11 protein-coding genes and 3 pseudogenes are annotated in these 19,865 nt (G+C 36.2%); 7 read left to right on the top strand and 7 right to left on the bottom strand.

Going from position 1 to position 19,865, the window contains the following annotated elements:
- Nucleotides 1–126 precede the first annotated feature (126 nt).
- From EAG08_RS00975 to EAG08_RS00950, 5 genes are all read right to left on the bottom strand, one after another.
- Nucleotides 127–807 carry an aspartate/glutamate racemase family protein gene (locus EAG08_RS00975; RefSeq protein WP_129533847.1) on the bottom strand — a complete coding sequence of 227 codons (681 nt, stop codon included), beginning with the start codon at nt 805–807 and terminating at the stop codon, nt 127–129.
- An 83-nt stretch (nt 808–890) separates the two neighbouring features.
- The gene (locus EAG08_RS00970) at nt 891–1,415 is read right to left on the bottom strand and encodes a GNAT family N-acetyltransferase (RefSeq protein ID WP_129533846.1); all 525 of its coding nucleotides are present in this window, start codon (nt 1,413–1,415) and stop codon (nt 891–893) included.
- A gap of 82 nt (nt 1,416–1,497) precedes the next feature.
- Entirely contained in the window at nt 1,498–2,061 is a 564-nt protein-coding gene (locus EAG08_RS00965; protein WP_129533845.1) for a Crp/Fnr family transcriptional regulator, read from the bottom strand.
- 1,106 nt (nt 2,062–3,167) lie between these two features.
- Entirely contained in the window at nt 3,168–3,764 is a 597-nt protein-coding gene (locus EAG08_RS00955) for a hypothetical protein (protein ID WP_129533843.1), read from the bottom strand.
- Between the two features lie 31 nt (nt 3,765–3,795).
- Nucleotides 3,796–4,332: a hypothetical protein gene (locus EAG08_RS00950; protein WP_129533842.1), complete on the bottom strand. Its 537-nt coding sequence runs from the start codon at nt 4,330–4,332 to the stop codon at nt 3,796–3,798.
- Nucleotides 4,333–4,847: 515 nt separating this feature from the next.
- On the opposite strand from EAG08_RS00950, the gene EAG08_RS00945 reads away from it, so the two are divergent.
- The 6 genes and pseudogenes from EAG08_RS00945 (at nt 4,848) to EAG08_RS00920 (ending at nt 14,943) form a co-directional block, all read left to right on the top strand.
- Nucleotides 4,848–5,228: a hypothetical protein gene (locus tag EAG08_RS00945; RefSeq protein WP_129533841.1), complete on the top strand. Its 381-nt coding sequence runs from the start codon at nt 4,848–4,850 to the stop codon at nt 5,226–5,228.
- Between the two features lie 183 nt (nt 5,229–5,411).
- Nucleotides 5,412–9,760 (top strand): annotated as a pseudogene (locus tag EAG08_RS00940) (CusA/CzcA family heavy metal efflux RND transporter).
- A 3-nt stretch (nt 9,761–9,763) separates the two neighbouring features.
- A complete protein-coding gene (locus tag EAG08_RS00935) occupies nt 9,764–10,918 on the top strand; it encodes an efflux RND transporter periplasmic adaptor subunit (protein ID WP_129533840.1) in 1,155 nt (384 codons plus the stop codon).
- 42 nt (nt 10,919–10,960) lie between these two features.
- The gene (locus EAG08_RS00930) at nt 10,961–11,428 is read left to right on the top strand and encodes a heme-binding domain-containing protein (RefSeq protein WP_129533839.1); all 468 of its coding nucleotides are present in this window, start codon (nt 10,961–10,963) and stop codon (nt 11,426–11,428) included.
- Nucleotides 11,429–11,527: 99 nt separating this feature from the next.
- On the top strand, nt 11,528–12,295 hold the full coding sequence (locus tag EAG08_RS00925) for a phosphatase PAP2 family protein (RefSeq protein ID WP_129533838.1): 768 nt from the start codon (nt 11,528–11,530) through the stop codon (nt 12,293–12,295).
- A 140-nt stretch (nt 12,296–12,435) separates the two neighbouring features.
- Nucleotides 12,436–14,943, top strand: a pseudogene (locus EAG08_RS00920) (cation-translocating P-type ATPase).
- Nucleotides 14,944–14,957: 14 nt separating this feature from the next.
- On the opposite strand, the pseudogene EAG08_RS00915 reads toward EAG08_RS00920, so the two are convergent.
- A pseudogene (locus EAG08_RS00915) lies at nt 14,958–15,536 on the bottom strand (DNA polymerase III subunit alpha); the annotation flags it as partial.
- Nucleotides 15,537–15,614: 78 nt separating this feature from the next.
- On the opposite strand from EAG08_RS00915, the gene EAG08_RS00910 reads away from it, so the two are divergent.
- A protein-coding gene (locus tag EAG08_RS00910; RefSeq protein WP_129533837.1) for an IS3 family transposase occupies nt 15,615–16,693 on the top strand; the annotation gives its coding sequence in 2 pieces (ribosomal slippage) (nt 15,615–15,870 and nt 15,870–16,693; 1,080 coding nt in all).
- A gap of 996 nt (nt 16,694–17,689) precedes the next feature.
- Here the strand turns inward: EAG08_RS00910 and EAG08_RS00900 are convergent.
- A complete protein-coding gene (locus EAG08_RS00900; RefSeq protein WP_129533836.1) occupies nt 17,690–19,780 on the bottom strand; it encodes a M4 family metallopeptidase in 2,091 nt (696 codons plus the stop codon).
- Between the last annotated feature and the right edge of the window lie 85 nt (nt 19,781–19,865).

Below are 19,865 nucleotides of genomic sequence, written 5' to 3'. Positions count from 1 at the left end.
CAAGTTTACATCAATCTGTTGTCTTATTGTTTTCAAGAAATTGATTGCAGTTTTCCTTGTGCCTTCCTGAATGTTTATCTGCATAAAAAAAATCAGAAACCTCACAAGGACGTGTCTCTTGTTTTGTCAGGCAGTTATAAATTCAACAATAGCTTGTGAATGGATTTTTGTAGTGTCAAACACAGGGATTTTAAAATCGTCTTGGCTTACTAACATCGGTATTTCTGTACAGCCCAGTACAATACATTCTGCTCCTCTGTCTACTAGATCCTGTACAATTTCTTTATACTTTTCCTTTGTTTCAGGATTAATCAATCCAACACCCAATTCTTCTCTTAATGTATATTGGATGTATTCCCGGGTTTCAGGTTTTTCAGGGATCAGGACTTCAAGACCAAATGATTCAAACTTGTTTCTGTAAAAGCCCATCTCCATGGTAAACTTTGTACCTAAGAGCCCAATCTTCTTAAACCCATTTTTGTTGATTGTTTTGGCTGTTTCTGTAACAATGTGGATTACCGGCAAATTGATCTCTTGCTGAAGTCTGTCCGCATACAGGTGAGCAGTATTTGCACACAACGCAATGCCGTCTGCTCTACTTTTCTTTAGGCTTTCGCAGGCATTAAGCAACAAATCATATGAATTGTCCCAACTTTGAGTATAGATGTCTCCAAAGTTCAGTGAGTAGATCATACACTCGGCAAAATTTAATCCACCTAATTTTGCATTGACGCCTTCGTTTATAAATTTGTAATAATCTAATGTTGATGTCCAGCTTATTCCTCCAACTAATCCGATTTTCTTCATTTTTTGTATTTGTAGTGGTTTGATATTTCAGTAAGATTGGAGATGACTTAATTTATGATTTATTTTTACCGCTGTATCAGCCACTAATTTTTTAGCATAAGTTTCATCATAATGTCGGTCTGCTCATCGTTGCCTAGTTTGAATATATGCTTGTCAAATGCTTTAAATCCATTTTTCTCGTAGAATCGGATTGCTCTTGGGTTTTTTTCCCAGACACCTAGCCAGACAAAATCTGCATTGATCTCTTTAGCCAGTTCAATGGCTTTTTCATAAAGTATTTGCCCGACTTTTTTTCCGTGAAACTCTCTCAATACATAAATTCTTTCAATTTCAAGTGCTTTTTCACTTTTGATCTCAGTTTGTGAATCTCCGTAGTTTACCTTTAAGTAGCCGACAATTTCATTTTCACACTCTGCAAAATAAAATTCAGAATTTTCATCTGATAGTTCTCCTTTGACTTTCTCTTTTGAAAATGCAGTTTCCAGATATGATTTCAAATTTTCTTCGCTGTTGCCAGAAGCGAATGTTTCGGAAAATGTGAGCTTTCCAATTTTTTGTAGGCTGATAAGATCTTTGTTTTCTGCTTTTCTTAATTGTATATCTTGCATTTTGTCTGTTCTTATTTTTTTCTGCAGACAAAACTCTCAATTTTATATCAGTAATAATTTAACAAATGATAAAAAAACAATACTATTTTATGTTAGCTCTGATGCGGCTTAAGCTCACTTGTGTGATCCCTAAATAAGAGGAAATATATCCTAGCTGAACTCTTTGTAATAAGTTGGGATAGTTTTTTAACAGAAGTTCATAACGATCGGCAGCATTTCCGAAATGCCTTGCCAGCAATCTGTCTTCTGCCCTTAAAAGCAGATTTTCCGCAAACTTAATACCCCAATTGGCGATCTCTATGTTTTCACTGTATAACTTTCGCAGGTTTTGTGTATTGAGTTTGTAAACTATACAATCTTCCAGCAGTTCTACACTCTCATATCCTTTCTCATTGGCAATATAACTTTTGAAAGAAATGATGGTATCTCCTTCTTTACCAAAGGAAAATGTAGTTTCATCGCCATCGTTTTGAATATATGTTCTGGCGATTCCATTTTTGATAAAGTAAAAACTTTTTTCATTTTTATCTTGTTGGATGATCACATGGTTTTTAGGAAAATTGAGTTCGATGATGTGGCTTTTGAGTATCTGCTTAGAAGATTCTGACAAGGGATAGATCCTGTCAAGTATTTGTTCAATGTCCATTACTATCATTATGTGGATGTAAGTTTACAACTATTCAAAGATACAAATTTCTTATGCCTTGCCATCTTCACACGATGAATCTACAATAAGCAGATCATATTTCAACTGCTATGATTGCATATGAGACTATCCGATTTTCTATAGCGAATATATTCCGTGGTCACTGCTGAAAAAAATCTTTTTGGGTATCCGTAATCGGAGATTACAAACCCTCCGCAAAAACATTTCAAGCTTCCATCAATGTTCTTTCTTATTGTTTTCAAGGAATTGATTACAGTTTTCCTTGTGCCTACCTGAATGGTAATCTGAATAGAAAAGTCAGAAACCTCACAAGATGCAAATGCAGTTCATTGAAATTTTGATTCTTATTAATTCTCTTGGTATAAATCATCTTATAAGATCTTATTATAGATCAGTTCATCAAATGATACGATTAAGTACAAGATAGAAAAAGTCAAAGTTTCCTTCAAGCTAGCCTCACTTTCTTCAAAACTTTCACAGTCAAACCAGACATAGTCTTTTCCTGCTTCGACAATTCCATATTATTTTAACATTTAGATTAAAGAAGGTGCCACTTTTGTATGGTACTCTGTTTGTGAATTGGAGTAAGTAAAAATTTATAAAGTAATTGGCATAAGGATTTTTAAAGTTTTATTCATTAAAATATTTTTTAATTGTTTTTCTGAACATTAAAAATTGTAATGTTGTAATGATTAAATAAATGATAGAAAAGCTTGCAAACGTTATCAAAATCGTATTAACCTGCAATAGAAATGATAAGTAAATCACGGCAAAAATCAAACACATAACAGGAATTCCTATAAAAGTCAACAGAGATAAAAAACTGTTATCTCTGATTTTTTTGATCAGATTCAGAAAGAATGTCAAAGAAAAAACCAGCAATCCACAAAGAAAAATTAGTGAATATCCAAGATTTATAAAGATTTCTAATATGAATAAAAAAGTATCCAGAAGACTTTCACTATCAGATTTCATTTCGGAAATTACGAGTCTGTACAGGATGAATAAAATTATGCTGATCAGAACATTAGTAATCCAGTATTTGAATATCAATTTTTTCATATTTTACAATTTCAAATGCTCATTTAGTTTGCTTTGACAGTATTATAAGTATCAAAACTTTTGTAAATTCTTGTCTCTTCGATTTTGCCTTTGTCGTAAATTTCAACTTTTTCTTTGTCGGATGATTTTTTATCGAAATATGTTATTTCTGTAAGTCTTTTTTTATTGTCGTAAAGTTCCACTTTATCATTTCGTCCGTCTTTCATGTAATGGATTGTTTTCAGATTTCCGTTCCTTTTGTAATAGTAACTTTTCTCGTTGTAGAAATTTCCAACTTTGCTGGTTTGCCCGTCATATGTGTATTCTTTGCTGTATTTTTCCTCAGATATCAACTGTTGTTTGTCGTTGTAAATGTAATAATAAGCCTGATCTATTGGTTTGAGAAGTTCATAATGTATTGTGAATTCCGGATTACTGCAAGGCCGATGGATCATCATTTCTTCTTTCTTAAAAACTGTTGAATCATTCTGCGAAATCCATAAAATATCACTTTCGGAAGCATTTTTTTTATGTTTGAATTTTGAAATGATGATGTTTTCCTTGTTACCATTCTCCTTTTCTGAAGTAATATTATAACTAAACAAACTCCAAATAAATAATAAAGCCATTGTTATTTTCATACTTCTCATTTTAGCGAACACTTGTTATTATTTACAAACTTACTGTTGGTACAGGGCAATCTCCTATTTTATATTGATAATCATTTTCATCTTTTATATAATTTACTTTTTGCGTTTTTGGTTTATAAACCAGTTTGAAATGGCGTATATCAAATTTTTCTTTTTTGTAAGGTGTGAAGGTCAGATTTCCTTTTTCAAGTGCAAATTCCCCATCTATATACTGCATAGTTTTCGACTGACCATAGATGTAACCGTCTTTTTCAACTTGTTGCTTTTTAATAGGATCAAAACTGTAGGTTGTAATTATCATTCTTGCATTACTCGCTACCCAACCATATTCCAAAAAATTTTCTGTCACATAAACCAAGGAATCTTTCTTTTCCTCAGTTCTGTAGATATAACATTTTGCAGAATCATTCCCATAAGGGTAATCGGGAACTTTTTCTGTTGCCGGAGGATTAATTTTTGGAGCTACGATAGGAGGTGGAGGAACTTTGTTGGACTTCTTTTTCTGTCCAAATGCAGAGCCGCATATCAATAATGTGGTAATAATAAACAAGTTTTTCATAGTTGTATCTATTTAATAATTGTACAGCAAAATCACCGCCAATATTTGTACAAAGTCATTACTGATTTGTTTTTATAAACTTTCTATGGTTTTACTAAAGTTCAATTGAAAAATTAATTTTGAGTTTTACAATCAGCCCGCCTTATGCAGTTCATGTTGTGTGCCTTTTTTATTCTTCAAGTTCAATTCCGAAAGATTTAGCGATGTTTAATATGTCATCAGTTGCTGTTGTTTCATCAATATTTAGGTTCATTTCTACTTTCATTTTATCACCCACATCTTCAATAATATCTCCGTCTTGTACTAAAAATATTCGATTTTTCCCGTCATTAAAATTTGAAAAACCATAAGTGGCAGAAGTCGATTCGATGGTAAAAGTAAAAATTTTTCATCTAACCTAATAAGTAAACACATTGTTTTCATTAATTTTAGTTGATTGATATTGGTGTTTATATGTTTGCATTTAGAGGTGTATTTATAATCATTCTTAACGAAACATTTCATAATTTTGATATGTGAAAAAATGGATTTCCATACTGTTACTTTCCTTCTATTTGGTTTCGACAACTGAACTGTATCAGTTATTAAAAATCCCGACACTGATAGAGCACTTTATTGAACACAATGGAGATAATTCTGAGATGACACTCATTTCTTTTCTGAAAATGCATTATGATGATCCTGTGAAAGATGCTGATTATCAAAAAGATCAGAAATTACCTTTCGTAGCTCACTCGTGTCCACTTGCACTTTTATTTACTTTAAATCCTGAATTTTCAATCGAAATTGAAAAGCAAATTATCTTAGATTATCATAAGGAGATCAATTCATTTTATGATCTTTTCTATGATAAAGATGCTTCAAATTCTATCTGGCAACCGCCGAAAAACTGTTAAAATCTTTCGTTTTTATTTTACGTTTTTATGACGTCAATCTTATTGTGAACAGTGATGTTGATGATATTCTTAGTTATATTCAAAACTAAGATTATCAACGGTATTTCACAATCTGCTCGTGCTGACTATTTTCTTGTCAGTTAAAAACGTATTCAATTTAAAAAAAATTTAACAGAATTATTTATGCTAACAAAAATCATTGAGTTTTCTGTGAAGAATAAACTCATTATAATACTATTGGTTTTTGGACTGATCGGTGTAGGAACCTATCAGGTGACCCAATTGCCAATAGATGCCGTTCCTGATATTACCAATAATCAAGTTCAGGTGATAACGACCGCTCCTTCATTCGGAGCTACTGATATTGAAAGACTCGTTACTTTCCCTATAGAACAGGCCAACAGTAATATTTCGGGAGTGAAAGAAATCCGTAGTTTTTCAAGATTCGGACTTTCACTGGTGACCATCGTTTTTGATGACGATACTGATATCTATTGGGCAAGACAACAGGTTGCAGAAAGACTGCAGCAGGTTCAGAATCAGATTCCACAGGATGTGGGAACGCCAGCTTTGGGACCTATTTCTACAGGATTGGGCGAAATCTATCAATACGTTGTCCGTCCGAAAAAAGGATACGAAAGCAAATACGATATTACAGAACTAAGAACACTTCAGGACTGGATTGTCAGAAGACAATTGCTTGGTGTAAAAGGTGTTGCAGAGGTCAGCAGTTTTGGCGGAAAACTGAAACAATATGAAATTTCCGTCAATCCGGATAAACTGAATGCTTACGGAATCACCATTACGGATGTTTTCGATGCGTTGAAAGCCAATAACCAGAATACAGGCGGTTCTTATATCGAAAAAGGACCTACCGTTTTATACATACGAAGTGAAGGATTGGTTGGAAATCTGGATGATATCAAGAATATTTCTATCGCCACCAAGAACAATGATGTTCCTCTGTTTATAAGAGATATTGCGGATGTTCGTTACGGTTATGCAACAAGATTCGGGGCAATGACCTATAATGATAACGGCGAAGTTTCAGGCGCAATTGTGATGATGCTGAAAGGTGAAAACAGCAGCGAGGTCATTAAAAATGTAAAAACCAAGATCGAGCAAATCCAGAAAACTTTGCCGGAAGGGGTCGTGATAGAGCCATTTTTAGACCGAACCAAAATGGTGAACAATGCTATTGGTACCGTTGAAAAAAACCTGATGGAAGGTGCATTGATTGTCGTTTTTGTGTTGGTTTTATTCCTCGGGAATTTCCGTGCAGGTTTGTTGGTCGCGTCAGTTATTCCTTTGGCAATGCTTTTTGCGGTTTGTATGATGAATCTCTTCGGCGTCAGCGGAAATTTGATGAGTCTTGGTGCGCTGGATTTCGGGCTGATTATAGACGGCGCCGTGATTATTGTAGAATCTGTAATGCATCAATTTACCCACAATTCCAAATTCCGGAAAGCACTATCTGTTTCCAAGCAGGAAATGGATACGATTGTCATAGATTCCGCAGGAAAGATGATGAACAGTGCGGTTTTCGGGCAGATCATAATCCTCATTGTATATCTGCCAATTTTAACATTGCAAGGGATTGAAGGTAAAATGTTCAAACCTATGGCACAAACCGTTGCCTTCGCTTTATTGGGAGCGTTTCTGCTTTCGCTGACTTATATTCCGATGATGAGCTCTATTATTTTAAGCAAAAGGATAAGTCACAAAATGAACTTCTCAGACCGGCTAATAGCGAAGGCTGAAAATCTTTACCGCAAAACCTTATTAAAAGTTTTAAGAATACCAAAAACTATTTTCAGTATTGTGATTGTTCTTTTTATCCTTTCTGTTGTGGTTCTAAGCAGAATGGGAAGCGAATTTATCCCATCACTGGAAGAAGGAGATTTTGCTGTCGATACCAGAGTTCTCCCCGGAAGCAACCTCAAAACCACTATTGAAAGCACACAGAAAGCAGCCCATATTCTAAAAACCCGCTTTCCGGAAGTTCAAAAAGTAGTTACCAAAATAGGAAGCGGAGAAGTTCCCACAGATCCGATGTCGATGGATGCTTCTGATATGATGGTGATTCTAAAAGATAAAAGCGAATGGACTTCCGCCAAAACCTTTCCGGAGCTTTCCGAGAAAATGAGCAAAGCTTTAGAGGACGTTCTGGGAATTACCGTTGGTTTTCAGTATCCCGTTCAGATGCGTTTTAATGAATTGATGACCGGTGCAAGACAGGATGTTGTCTTGAAAATATTCGGAGAAGATCTAGAAATATTGGCGAAAAATGCCAGTCAGCTCGGGAAAATAATCAATACGGTAAAAGGAACTCAAAACCTTTATATTGAGCCTGTTTCCGGTCTTCCACAGGTGATCATCCAATACAACAGACCAGTGATTGCGCAATATCATTTGTCGATTGGAGACATCAACAGAGTGATCAATACCGCTTTTGCAGGACAAAGTACAGGTCTGGTTTTCGAGGGTGAAAAACGTTTTGATATGGTGGTGAGATTAAACAGCAATGACCGTAAAAATCTGGATGATGTTAGGAATTTATTAGTTCCTACGCCGTCTGGTAATCAGATTCCGCTTTCTCAGCTTGCCAATGTTGAGATTAAAGATGGTCCGAACCAAATACAGCGTGAGAACGGACAACGGAGAATCGTTGTAGGTTTTAACATCAAAAATCGCGATGTTCAGGGGATTGTAGAAGAACTTAAGGCTAAAGTTGACCAACAATTGAAGTTTCCTACAGGATATTACGTCACATACGGAGGTTCTTTTGAAAACCTTAAAAATGCCAAAAACAGACTGATGATCGCAGTTCCGATTGCTTTGGTTTTAATTTTTGTGCTGTTGTTTCTGGCTTTTAATTCGGTGAAAGAAAGTCTTTTGATCTATACAGCGATTCCGCTTTCTATTATTGGAGGTGTGCTTTTACTGGCTGCAAGAGGAATGCCTTTCAGCATCAGTGCTGGTGTAGGATTTATAGCGCTTTTCGGAGTGGCTGTCCTTAATGGAATCGTTCTGATTTCAGAATTTAACAGACTGTACAAAGGTGGAATTAAAAATATTGTCAGAATTGTGGTAGATGGCGGAGAAGCCAGATTAAGACCTGTATTAATGACTGCTTTTGTGGCTTCATTAGGCTTTATCCCGATGGCTCTAAGTAACGGCGCTGGTGCAGAAGTCCAAAGACCATTGGCAACCGTTGTCATCGGCGGACTTTTAATTGCCACATTACTCACACTTTTTGTGCTTCCGCTGCTTTATGTCACTATTGAAAAAGGTTTTAAAATGAAAAGTAATCGCAAAAATATAATAACGCCTATTCTCATTATTTTCTTTGTTTTAACAGGAAATATGATGAATTCTCAAACCAAAGTCACTTTAAATGAAGCGGTTGCCATCGCTTTGAAAAATAACAGAGGTCTTAAGAATGAGAAATTGAAATCGGAATATGCAAAAGCTCTCATCAAAACTTCTTCAGACATTCCTCAGATAGGAATTTCTGCGGATTACGGACAGATTAACAGTGCTTACCGTGATATGAAATTCGGGGTTTCCCAGAGCATTGCATTTCCCACCGTTTACAAAAACAGAAAAATCTCTACACAGAAGAATGGAAAAAAAGTAAGCTCAATATTTCATTGAAAGAATATCAGCTGAAAAAAGGCGTGACACTGACATTCTACAACATTCTGTATTGGCAGGAAAAAGAAAAAATTCTGAATGAATCATTAGATTTTTATGCTCAATTTCTGGATAAGGCAACTTTAAGATTAAAAAGTGGCGAGAGCAATATTTTGGAAAAAGCGACTGCTGCCAATCAGAAATCAGCTATTGAAATCCAGATTAAGCAGGTAAAACAGGAACTCAGAACTTTACAGCTACAATTGCAATGGCTTTCGAATTCAGAAACAGAATTTATTCCCGATGGAGAGCGTATTTTTTCTCTTTCCAATCTTCAAAATGATGTTTCCGGTAATCCTTCGTTAAAAATATTGGAACAGCAAAAAAACATTGCAGCACAGCAAACTGCTTTGGAAAAATCCAAATTATTGCCGGGTTTGCAATTCGCCTATAATCTCAACAGTTTCCGTGGGATGGGTGCAGATGACAAAGTGTACAATGCTTCACCACAGTTTCATTCTGTTCAGGTTGGCGTTTCGGTTCCAATATTTTCTGGCGGACAGAAAGCGAGGATTGAAGCTTCAAAAATTGCAGAATCTGTGAGCGAAAATGATTTACAGAATGCGGAGTTTACATTAAAAAATCAATATGAAAAACTATCAGAAATTCAGCAGAAAAACCTGGAAATTGTTTCCCAGTACGAGAAATATGAACTGAAAAATGCCGATACAATTCTTGAAACTGCCCAAAAACAGTTCATCAACGGAGAAATCAATTATCTGGAATTCGTAATGCTTGCCAATCAGGCGATCAGCATCAAAAATAATTATACAGATGCCGTTTGGAATCTCAATGAAAGTATTGTTGAGCTGGAATATATTACTTTAAATCAATAAATTATGTCAAAATCAATTCAAAATAAATATTCGGTTTTATTAATGCTTGTCCTTTTTTTCGCGGTTCAGTGCAATAAGAAAGAAGAGGCTGTTATAATGCCAACCACTCCAAAAGATGAAAGTACCTTTGTACTTACTGATGCTCAACTCAAAAATACGCCAATAGAAACAATGCCATTGTCTGAGAAAAATATTTCTACGGTGCTCAAGATCAATGGAAAAATAGATGTGCCGCCTCAAAATCTGGTTTCCGTAAGCGTTCCGTTGGGCGGTTATCTGAAAAGCACCAATCTGCTTCCGGGAATGAAAGTAAGCAAAGGACAGGTGATTGCCGTAATAGACAACCCTCAGTTTATACAGCTTCAGCAGGATTATCTGATGGCAAAATCAAAACTTCATTTTGCAGAACTGGACTATAACAGGCAAAAAAAGCTGAACCAAAGCAAGGCAAGCAGTGATAAAGTAATGCAGATGGCGCAGTCTGAGATGAACAGCCAGAGAATTATGATGAATACTTTGGCAGAACAGCTTCAGCTCGTGAACATCAATGCGGGCAGTCTCACTTCCGGGAATATCATGAAAAGTGTTCCGGTTTACAGCACGATCAACGGTTTTGTGAGCAAAGTGAATGTGAATATCGGAAAGTTTGTAAATCCTTCTGATGTTTTGTTTGAACTCATCAACCCAAATGATATTCACCTGAACCTTAAAGTGTATGAAAAAGACCTTGAAATGCTGAAAATAGGGCAAAGATTTACAGCTTATACCAACACGCAGCCGGAGAAAAGATACGGTGGAGAAATTATCCTGATCAGCAAAGACATCAATACAGACAGAACGGCAGATGTGCATTGCCATTTTGAACAGTATGACCAAAACCTGACCCCCGGAATGTATATGAATGCTGAAATAGAGACCGAAACATCCTTTTCCAATGCGCTTCCAGAGGAAAGTATCGTCAATTTTGGAGGCAAAGATTATGTTTTTGTTCAGGTAAAAAAGCAAACCTATAAAATGATTCCTGTGACTTTGGGAGAATCTGAAAACGGTTTCATTCAAGTCAAAAATATTGAAGATTTTAAGAACAGAAAAATCGTAACGAAAAATGCCTACACGCTTTTGATGAAGCTAAAAAATACGGCAAGTGAAGAGGAATAATTTCGCCTAAATAATTAAAAATAAATTCAAAAACCTAAAATAATGAATAAGTCAATTTTTAATCTAAAAAATATTTTAACAGTATTGTTGTTGCTGTTTATCGGCATTCAGTTTATTGATGTTAAAAAGAATATCAGCCAGAATCAATCTGCCAATGCTATTGGAAATCATTATAATGTACCTCCAAAGGTGCAATCTATTTTGAAAACCAGTTGCTACGACTGTCATTCCAACAAGACTATTTATCCTTCATATAGCAAGATACAGCCTGTGAAATGGTGGTTGGCTGATCACGTCAATGCGGGTAAAAGACATTTGAACTTTGATCAATTCAATTCTTACAGCCGTGAAAAAAAGCTTGAAAAACTGGATGAGATCGTAGAAACCGTTAAAGAAGGCGAAATGCCGCTTGCTTCTTACACGGTTATTCATCAGGATGCAAAATTATCTGCTTCTGATCGGGCTGAAATAGAAAAATGGGTCTATGAAACAAAAAAGGAAATCAAGTAGATGATCAGATTTAGTTTCAAATCATTCTTAATCAATCATCACATCAGATCCTTGAAATCTTATATTATTTCTTTAAATTTAATGTTTAAATAACTGACCATGAAATTATTGACAATCATTGCTTTAACCTGTTCAAACATTTGTTTTGGACAGGTTAAATCTGATTCAGCCGAAGTGAAAAAACTCGATGTAGAGAATTACGGTGATTCAGTGTACAAAGCAAGCTACAAAAAACTCATTATTCCAACAGTGTTTATTGGCTTCGGAGTGGTCAGCCTAAGTTCTGATGCGCTCAAAAATCTAAACAGTTCCACAAAGTATGAGATCGGAGAACATCAACCCAAGCATATCACGCTTGATAACTACACCCAATATTTGCCTGCAGCAATGGTCTATGGTTATAATCTTGCAGGCATAAAAGGAAAGCATAATCTTAAGGAGCGAACTATTATCTACGGAACCTCTCAGTTGATTTCTGCTGCATTTGTTTTGCCTTTAAAGCATCTGGTAAAAGAGGAACGTCCGGATGGTACCAATCATCTTTCTTTTCCTTCCGGCCATACAGCCACTGCTTTTTCTTCCGCACATTTTCTCTTCAGAGAATATCAGGATGAGAATATTTGGATTGCCCTTTCAGGATATCCGATTGCCCTTTTTACAGGTATTTACAGGACATTAAATGATAAACATTGGGTAGGCGATGTGGTTGCAGGTGCTGGATTTGGTATCCTGAGCACCGAGATTGCCTATTGGATATTCCCCATTGTCAATAAGATCTTCAAAAATAACGAATCGAAAGGCGTCACTTTTATCTATCCGGTCATTCAATCGAAGTCTGTCGGGCTGGGTCTGGTTTTGAATCTGTAATGATGTAGTATCATTAGAATAAAACTCCAAATAGTAGCTAACAGCAATATCAATACAGATGATTAACTGATATGGTTCAGGCAGGGAGATTCAATTTCTACATAATAATTGCTTACTTTTAAATAACCTATTTAATTGATATGTCTTACAATATACCCGAAGGACTTACTGGTCTCACCAGCGATGAAGTGACAACTTCCAGACAACAATATTGATATAACCGGTTAGAGGCTATCCATAAGAACACTTCGTTTGATCTGCTTATTGGTATTTTAAAAGAACCTATGCTGATTTTACTGATCATTATCTCGGTCATTTATGTCATTGTGGGGGATTATGGAGATGCTGCGTTTATGTTTGTAGCAATTGTTGCGGTGACGGCGATTTCTTTTTATCAGGATAACCGCAGTAAAAAAGCTTTGGAAGAACTTGAAAAACTTAATGAGCCTTTAAGTACGGTCATCAGAAACTCGAAGGCAGTAGAAATTCCGACCCATGAAATTGTCGTAGGTGATCTATGCATCACTGAAGAAGGACGGATCATCAATGCTGATGGGGTCATTGTTCACAGCAATGATTTTTCCGTGAATGAATCTTCACTTACCGGTGAAAGTTTTTCCGTTTTCAAGGATAGCAGATCTGAGGATCATATGGTTTACGGCGGAACGGTAACGGTTTCGGGATTGGCCGTTTTAAAGTCAATAAAATAGGCAAAGAAATGCGTGTCGGTAAAATTGGAGAATCCATACTGAATATAAAAGAAGAAATTTCGCCACTACAGATCCAGATCCGGAAGTTTGTAAAATGGATGGCCGTTATTGGTATCGTTATTTTTCTAATGGTTTGCATCTTCAGCTATATCAAAACCGGAGATCTGGTAACGAGCCTTCTTAGTGGATTAACACTGGCAATGTCTGTACTTCCAGAAGAAATTCCTGTAGCCTTTACAACTTTTATGGCTTTGGGTGCCTGGAAACTGATGCGTCAGGGAATTATTATTAAGCGGAGCAGTATTGTAGAAACCCTGGGAAGCACCACGGTCATCTGTACCGATAAAACCGGCACTATTACTGAGAACTCAATGAAGCTTCAACATTTATACAATTACCTTTCCGATAAGATTTATGAAGAAAAGGAGTTTAAAAATGATGATTTAAGTGAACTGATTAATTATGCAATGTGGAGCAGTGAGCCTGTACCTTTTGACCCGATGGAAATAACTCTGCACAAAATGTATGAGCAGACTCAACAGAATGATTTACGAAAAGAATATCAATTGTTTCACGAATATCCGCTTGAAGGGAAACCTCCAATGATGACCCATCTTTTTGAAAATACAAATAAAGACAGGATTATTGCAGCAAAAGGCGCTCCCGAAGCTATTTTGAGTGTTTCCAAGCTATCAGAGCCTGAAAAAGAAAAGAAAAGATAAGAGATATTATAAAAATGTTTGGACAGCAGGGCTATCGTGTATTGGGAGTTGCCAAGTCTCATTTTGAAGGAAATAGCTTTCCAAAAAGCCAACAGGATTTTAATTTTGAATTTTTAGGGCTGACCGTTTTTTATGATCCTCCCAAAAAAGGAATAAAAGAGGTGTTTCAAAGTATTTACGATGCAGGGATTAAAGTGAAAGTCATTACCGGTGATAACGCAGATACAACGAATGCGATCGCATTCTAGGCAGGAATTAAAAATGATGCTCCCACAATCAATGGAAGTGATATTATAGGACGTTCTGAGGAAGAGATGATGCAGATCTCGGAGCGTACCGTTCTGTTTACCAGAATGTGCTTGCGATAGTGAATGCCCTTAAAAAGAAAGTTGAAGTGGTAGCGATGCTTGGAGATGGTGTAAATGATGGTCCGGCATTAAAAGCTGCCCATATTTGTGTCGCAATGGGAAATAAAGGGACTGAAATTGCCAAATCAGCTGCTGCGCTGGTGATTATGAATGATGATTTAGAAAAACTTATTGTCGGAATTGCGGCAGGAAGAAGAATTTACACCAATATTAAAAGGGCGATCCAGTATATTATTTCCATTCATGTTCCTATTATACTGACGGTTTCTTTGCCCCTGTTTTTAGGATGGATATTTCCGCACATATTTACCCCGGTTCACGTTATTTTCCTCGAGCTGGTTATGGGACCGACCTGTTCCATTGTTTATGAGAATGAGCCAATGGAGAAAAACACAATGAAACAGCCCCCAAGAGCTATGGGAGACACTTTTTTAAGTTTGAATGAACTGGGAATCAGTATTATTCAGGGCGTGGTGATCACTTTCGGAGTTTTGTTTGCCTATCAGTTTGCTGTTCAAAACGGAGGTGATGAAGAGAAGACCAGGGCAATGGTATTCAGTACATTGATCTTTGCCAATATATTGCTGAGTTTTGTCAATCGGTCATTCTTTTATAGTGTGGTGGAAAGTTTCAGAAACCGTAATCCCTTGCTTATTGGCATTTCTGCCTTAGTTCTGGGGTTGCTTTTTGCAATATTATACATAAAGCCGATTTCTCTATTCTTTAAAGTAACAGCACTTAATATAAGTGAATTGGGGATGACTGTTTTCATTGCAGCGGTTTCTGTTTTATGGTTTGAGATCTACAAGTATGTAAAAAGAATAGGAGGAGCAAAAGCACAAAAATAAAGAATCATGTAATATTAGCTTTGTACAGAAAGCTTATTTCTGGGCAGACCAATCTCATGTTCCTGCGGATAAGGTTTTCTTTGCGTCATACTGACATCTTCATGCAGTGTTCTGGCTGCTTCTAAAGATTTTTCTTTGTCCATGGAATATCTTGGATCAGGAATGAAGGGCATCTTGGCCATTTTATGGATGGTGATGGTTGGAAAATGAAAATCCACTTCAACCGTTCCCAATAATAAATAGCAGCCTCCGCCCTGAAACGGATAATCTGTAAGAGAATTCGGGAAATGAGCCGTGTCAAAATATTCTCCTTCTGCATCGATCCAAGTTCCGAAAAACATCGCTCCTCTTTTGGTAGGAACATGTTTTCTGGAAATAAGGTAAGCGAGCATTTTGATCTGCTTTTTATGGTGTATGACCAGATCTTTAGCCATTACACTGCCTCGATATTTTGTCTGCAATAGATCAAAAGGACTGTATGATACAGAAAATCCTAAGATCTCAATTTTATCAAAAGCATCTTCAAAAGGATTTCTGATAATGGTCGGAAGCTTATATTCTTTTTGTGGTTCATCCAGTAAGGTGGGATGTCTGAATGCTTATAAGTCTCCCCCAAAACTGGACAAATTACACCCCTAAAATTAACGATAAAAAACAATTAATTTTAGGATATGAGAACAAGCAAATTTACAGACAGCCAAATTTTGGCAATTTTAAAAGAGTATGAGTCGGGACAGACTGCAAAAGAATTGTCTCGAAAATATGGTTTCCTCTACCAAACCTTACATGATTGGAAAAAGAAATTTGGAGGAATATCTTCAACAAAAGAACTACAGAAAATCAAGGAATTGGAATCTGAGAACAATCGTTTGAAGAAGATGTTTGCCAATTTGAGCCTGGAACATGAAGCATTGAAAGATGTACTTTCAAAAAAGTGGTAAAGCCTGCTACCAAGCGAGAAGTTGTGAATTACCTTGTGTCAGAATATGCGATAAATATCCGGCAGGCGTGTAAATCTCTGAATTTGGAAAGAAGCAGTTACTATTATCATTCCCAAAGAAAGGAAGATACAGAACTAATTGGTTGTCTGAATGAACTTTCGGAGAAACATCCAAACTATGGATTTAAGAAAATGTTTCACAGTCTGAGGAATCAAGGTTTTCCCTGGAATCACAAGAAGGTGTATCGTGTTTACAAGAAGCTTGGATTGAACATTTTAAGAAAACGCAGAAGGAGATTAGCTTCAAGAGAGAGGCGAAATCTGGAAGTTCCGAGCAACTACAACGAAGTTTGGAGTATGGGTTTTATGAGTGATTCCCTATTCAATTCGAGAAGATTCCGAACAATTAATATCATTGATGATTACAACCGGGAAGCAATTTGGATAGAGATAGGACTTTCCATCGGAGCAATGCACATGACTGATTTATTGGAATGGATCGTGAAAGAAAGGGGGAAACCAAAAGCCATCAGAACAGATAATGGTCCTGAATTTACAAGTTCTGTATTTACCAATTGGTGTCACAAACACCGAATTGAAATTCGATATATCCAACCTGGAAAACCAACACAAAATGCTTTTATTGAGAGATTCAATCGTAGCTACCGTACCGAAGTTTTGGATGCAAGAATTTTCAATACCCTCATTGAAGTTCGAGAAATTACTGCAGAATGGATGGAACATTACAACAGCGACAGACCTCACGAAAGTTTACAAAACATTTCTCCAATGCAGTATTTGTTGAACTAAGCGAAGCGAATTATGAATACCATAAAAAATATGTAATAAATGAATAAAAAGAAAAACTCGCCAGCGCAGGATATCATAACCGAGTTTTCTCCTTTTCAACAAATCTTTCCAACAACGACAACACCGAAATGAAATATTTTATAATTTTACAAAAAGTGAGGGTATAATTCTGTCCAACGAATAGGGAGACTTACAGATCGAGCATCACCTGTTTCCTAAAGTCTGCCACATACATTATGGGGAGATTTCTGTCATTGTGAAGAAGACTGCGGTGGAGTTCAATTTGCCTTACATTGAAAATAAGAGCTTTTCCTCTGCGCTTCGTTCGCATATTCTAACGTTGAAAAAGTTTGGTAAAGAGACAAGCTAATAACCAAAGTATAACAAGTCACTGTGAACAAATGGCTTGTCAGTGTAAATAAACCGGAAATCTTATAATTGTTCGAAGTATAATTTAAAGGTTGTACGATGTTTAAAAATAATAAACCCCTGACAATTGTCAAGGTCTATTTAGTGCTTAACCAAAATCTATGTACAAGGTTCGTATCAGGATAGAATGGATATTTTTACTCTTTTTCACAGTGGCAACGGCATCATTAGCTTCTACTACTTACTGCAATAACAACTTCATCATAACGTCAATGTGTTCTTCATTAGCAAGCTTGAAGAGATATTTTTCAAAACCTATAAATCCATTTTCTTGTAGAAGAGTAGGGCTCTTAGATTTTGTTCTCAAACGCCCAACCAGACAAAATCTACATTTTTTTCTTTAGCTACTTCAATTGCTTTTCCAGATAGTATTTATCCTGCTTTTATTCCATGAAACTCTTTCAACACGTAAATTTATTCAATTTCTAACCCATTTTTATGTTTTATTTCAGCTTGTGAATCTTCGCAGTTTACTTTTAAGTAAGTGTATTGAAAATGAGATATGTAATAAGACAACCCCCGACAAATTTAGCCGAGGGTTGTCAGTTGTGTTTTAATCAATATATATTAACTAATAATAATCTTCTTTGAAATAGTTTTACCTTCTATTTTAATTTTTAGTATATATACGCCTCTCTGTAATTCGCTAACGTAAACCGTGACAGTTCCTTTTTCGAACTTTTGTGAAGGCTTTATAAGCTTTCCAGATAAATCATAAATTTCATAGCTACCATTACCTTGCAGATTAGATTCAATTGTAAACTGTCCGTTCGTAACAGGATTTGGATAAATTTTTATAAGATCTGAATCGGATTTTACAACATCACGTACAGATAATAAATTGGCACAGTTGCCTAATCCTACTGCACACCAAGCATTCTCAACCTGCTGTAATTCGTTTGATCCTGCTCCATACAAATCCGTTGCTGCCTGTTTAGATGCGGTATAGGCATTGGTGTATTGACTATTTGCTGTTAGATAAGTCGCTAAAGTTCTATATGCAATCTTTTCAGCTTTCTGAATGGTAATTCCTGTGACATTATAACTGGTTCCTGAATCGTTAGTGCCAGTTCCTCCTACAGATAACAAATAAAACCAAAAATTTCCCACTCCGCTGTTGGTGTGCACGCCGCCATTATCGGCAGATCCCAAAGCGGTATTTGCCCAATAGGTACCAAGATAGCTATCCGGTTGTTGTGATCCCAATGCTACGGGTCCCGAGTTTGGATTCGACATACTTCTTAAAAATGTAAAACCAAGAGCAGGGTTGGGAATTCCTTCACCTATATTCCAGTTGGGTGAAATTCCTGAATAAAATTCAATGGCAGCTCCGAACATATCTGCAAAAGCTTCATTTAAAGCTCCCGATTCTCCCTGATAAGCAAGGTTTGCCGTTCTGCTGACCATAAGGTGAGAATATTCGTGACCTGCAACATCTATTCCGACAAAAGGGCCAAAATATCCTGCCTGTCCCTGATACGCTCCGTTTCCATAAATCATTCCTACTACATTAAAGCCTTGTTGGGTTACATCAAATGCAGCAGCATTGGCGCCGTTAATGGGTTGCATTGGCGCTCCAGTAGTAGGATCGGCATTAAAATTTATATCGTAGTAATTTTTAATGATGGATCCGTTGCCATCATAGCTGTTCCTGTTGTGTCTCGCAATATAGTAGTCTTTTGATTTTTCCATAGCCCAATGTGCTTCTACCGGTGCTTTGGTTGTATTGGCAGTATAATTCGCTGTGGTGCTTGTTATTTCCGTGATTGTTCCTGTTAACTCATTGGTTGCAAGATTTGCGCTACCGTCCCATCCTGCACCATTTCTTGTGTGAATGTTTTTAGCATTATCCTTTAATCTGAATGCACCACCGTTAGAATCGACTGTGACTGTCTGATTTCCTTTATAATAGGTTGCACTTGTAGAAGGGGTATCAACAAATAACGGACTGTAGTCAAAACTGTTGACTAAATTTTTAGCGGGTAAATTCAGCTTGATTTGGAACTCCGGATTGTAATCATAAATTTTTGAAATCTTATTAACAATTTTTCCGGTAGTATTATCAATATAGTAGTCAAATGCTTTTAAAGATCCCAAAGCTGCAGCCTGTACTTTAGTGGCTGAGTATAGTTTAATTCCGTCTCTTGTGTTTACTTTAGCGATAACATTTTCGAAGTCTCCAAATGTCGTTTTATTATTTTTTATATCAGCGAATATGATGTTTTTCACCTCAGTCTGTGGTAATGGCTGAGAAATATTAATTTTAATCTCGTTGATGAGTTCTCCATTGACATACGTTACTTTGCCATCTTTTTCATGGAGATATACGACATCATCGTTTACTTTTATTCCTTTATATAAATGCTGATAAATACTTCTTTTAAAGCCGAGTTCATCAACAGAACTTGTTACAAATTGATAACTGTGATCTGAGTTTGTCTGAAACCATTTTCCTAAATGACTGACAAGGGCTTCCGTGGAAATATTTTGCCCTTCAAAACTTACCTGAAAATTTCCCATTGCAGATGTTGCCGTGATTGGTGGCAGATTTTGCGAAGAAACTTCCGTACGATGACTTTGTGCGTTTAAAGATTGGGAAGTAGCCCCCAAAGTCAACACAAAAGCCAAAGCTTTCACAATTGTAACTGTCTTTTTCATAATATTTATTTGATTAAATTCGACAGTTAGTATAAAAAAAGCAAAAATGTTACAATATCTGTTAATTATTTTTTTCTAGCAATAC

This window comes from Chryseobacterium sp. 3008163, assembly GCF_003669035.1.
GTDB lineage: Bacteria > Bacteroidota > Bacteroidia > Flavobacteriales > Weeksellaceae > Chryseobacterium.
Note: the sequence above shows the minus strand (reverse complement) of the source record. Positions and strands in the feature narration are given on the sequence as shown.

What these genes read in the sequence shown, in the direction of transcription:
- EAG08_RS00975 (WP_129533847.1), bottom strand. Translation starts at nt 807, where the DNA reads ATGAAGAAAATCGGATTAGTTGGAGGAATAAGCTGGACATCAACATTA.
- EAG08_RS00970 (WP_129533846.1), bottom strand. Translation starts at nt 1,415, where the DNA reads ATGCAAGATATACAATTAAGAAAAGCAGAAAACAAAGATCTTATCAGC.
- EAG08_RS00965 (WP_129533845.1), bottom strand. Translation starts at nt 2,061, where the DNA reads ATGGACATTGAACAAATACTTGACAGGATCTATCCCTTGTCAGAATCT.
- EAG08_RS00955 (WP_129533843.1), bottom strand. Translation starts at nt 3,764, where the DNA reads ATGAAAATAACAATGGCTTTATTATTTATTTGGAGTTTGTTTAGTTAT.
- EAG08_RS00950 (WP_129533842.1), bottom strand. Translation starts at nt 4,332, where the DNA reads ATGAAAAACTTGTTTATTATTACCACATTATTGATATGCGGCTCTGCA.
- EAG08_RS00935 (WP_129533840.1), top strand. Translation starts at nt 9,764, where the DNA reads ATGTCAAAATCAATTCAAAATAAATATTCGGTTTTATTAATGCTTGTC.
- EAG08_RS00930 (WP_129533839.1), top strand. Translation starts at nt 10,961, where the DNA reads ATGAATAAGTCAATTTTTAATCTAAAAAATATTTTAACAGTATTGTTG.
- EAG08_RS00925 (WP_129533838.1), top strand. Translation starts at nt 11,528, where the DNA reads ATGAAATTATTGACAATCATTGCTTTAACCTGTTCAAACATTTGTTTT.
- EAG08_RS00900 (WP_129533836.1), bottom strand. Translation starts at nt 19,780, where the DNA reads ATGAAAAAGACAGTTACAATTGTGAAAGCTTTGGCTTTTGTGTTGACT.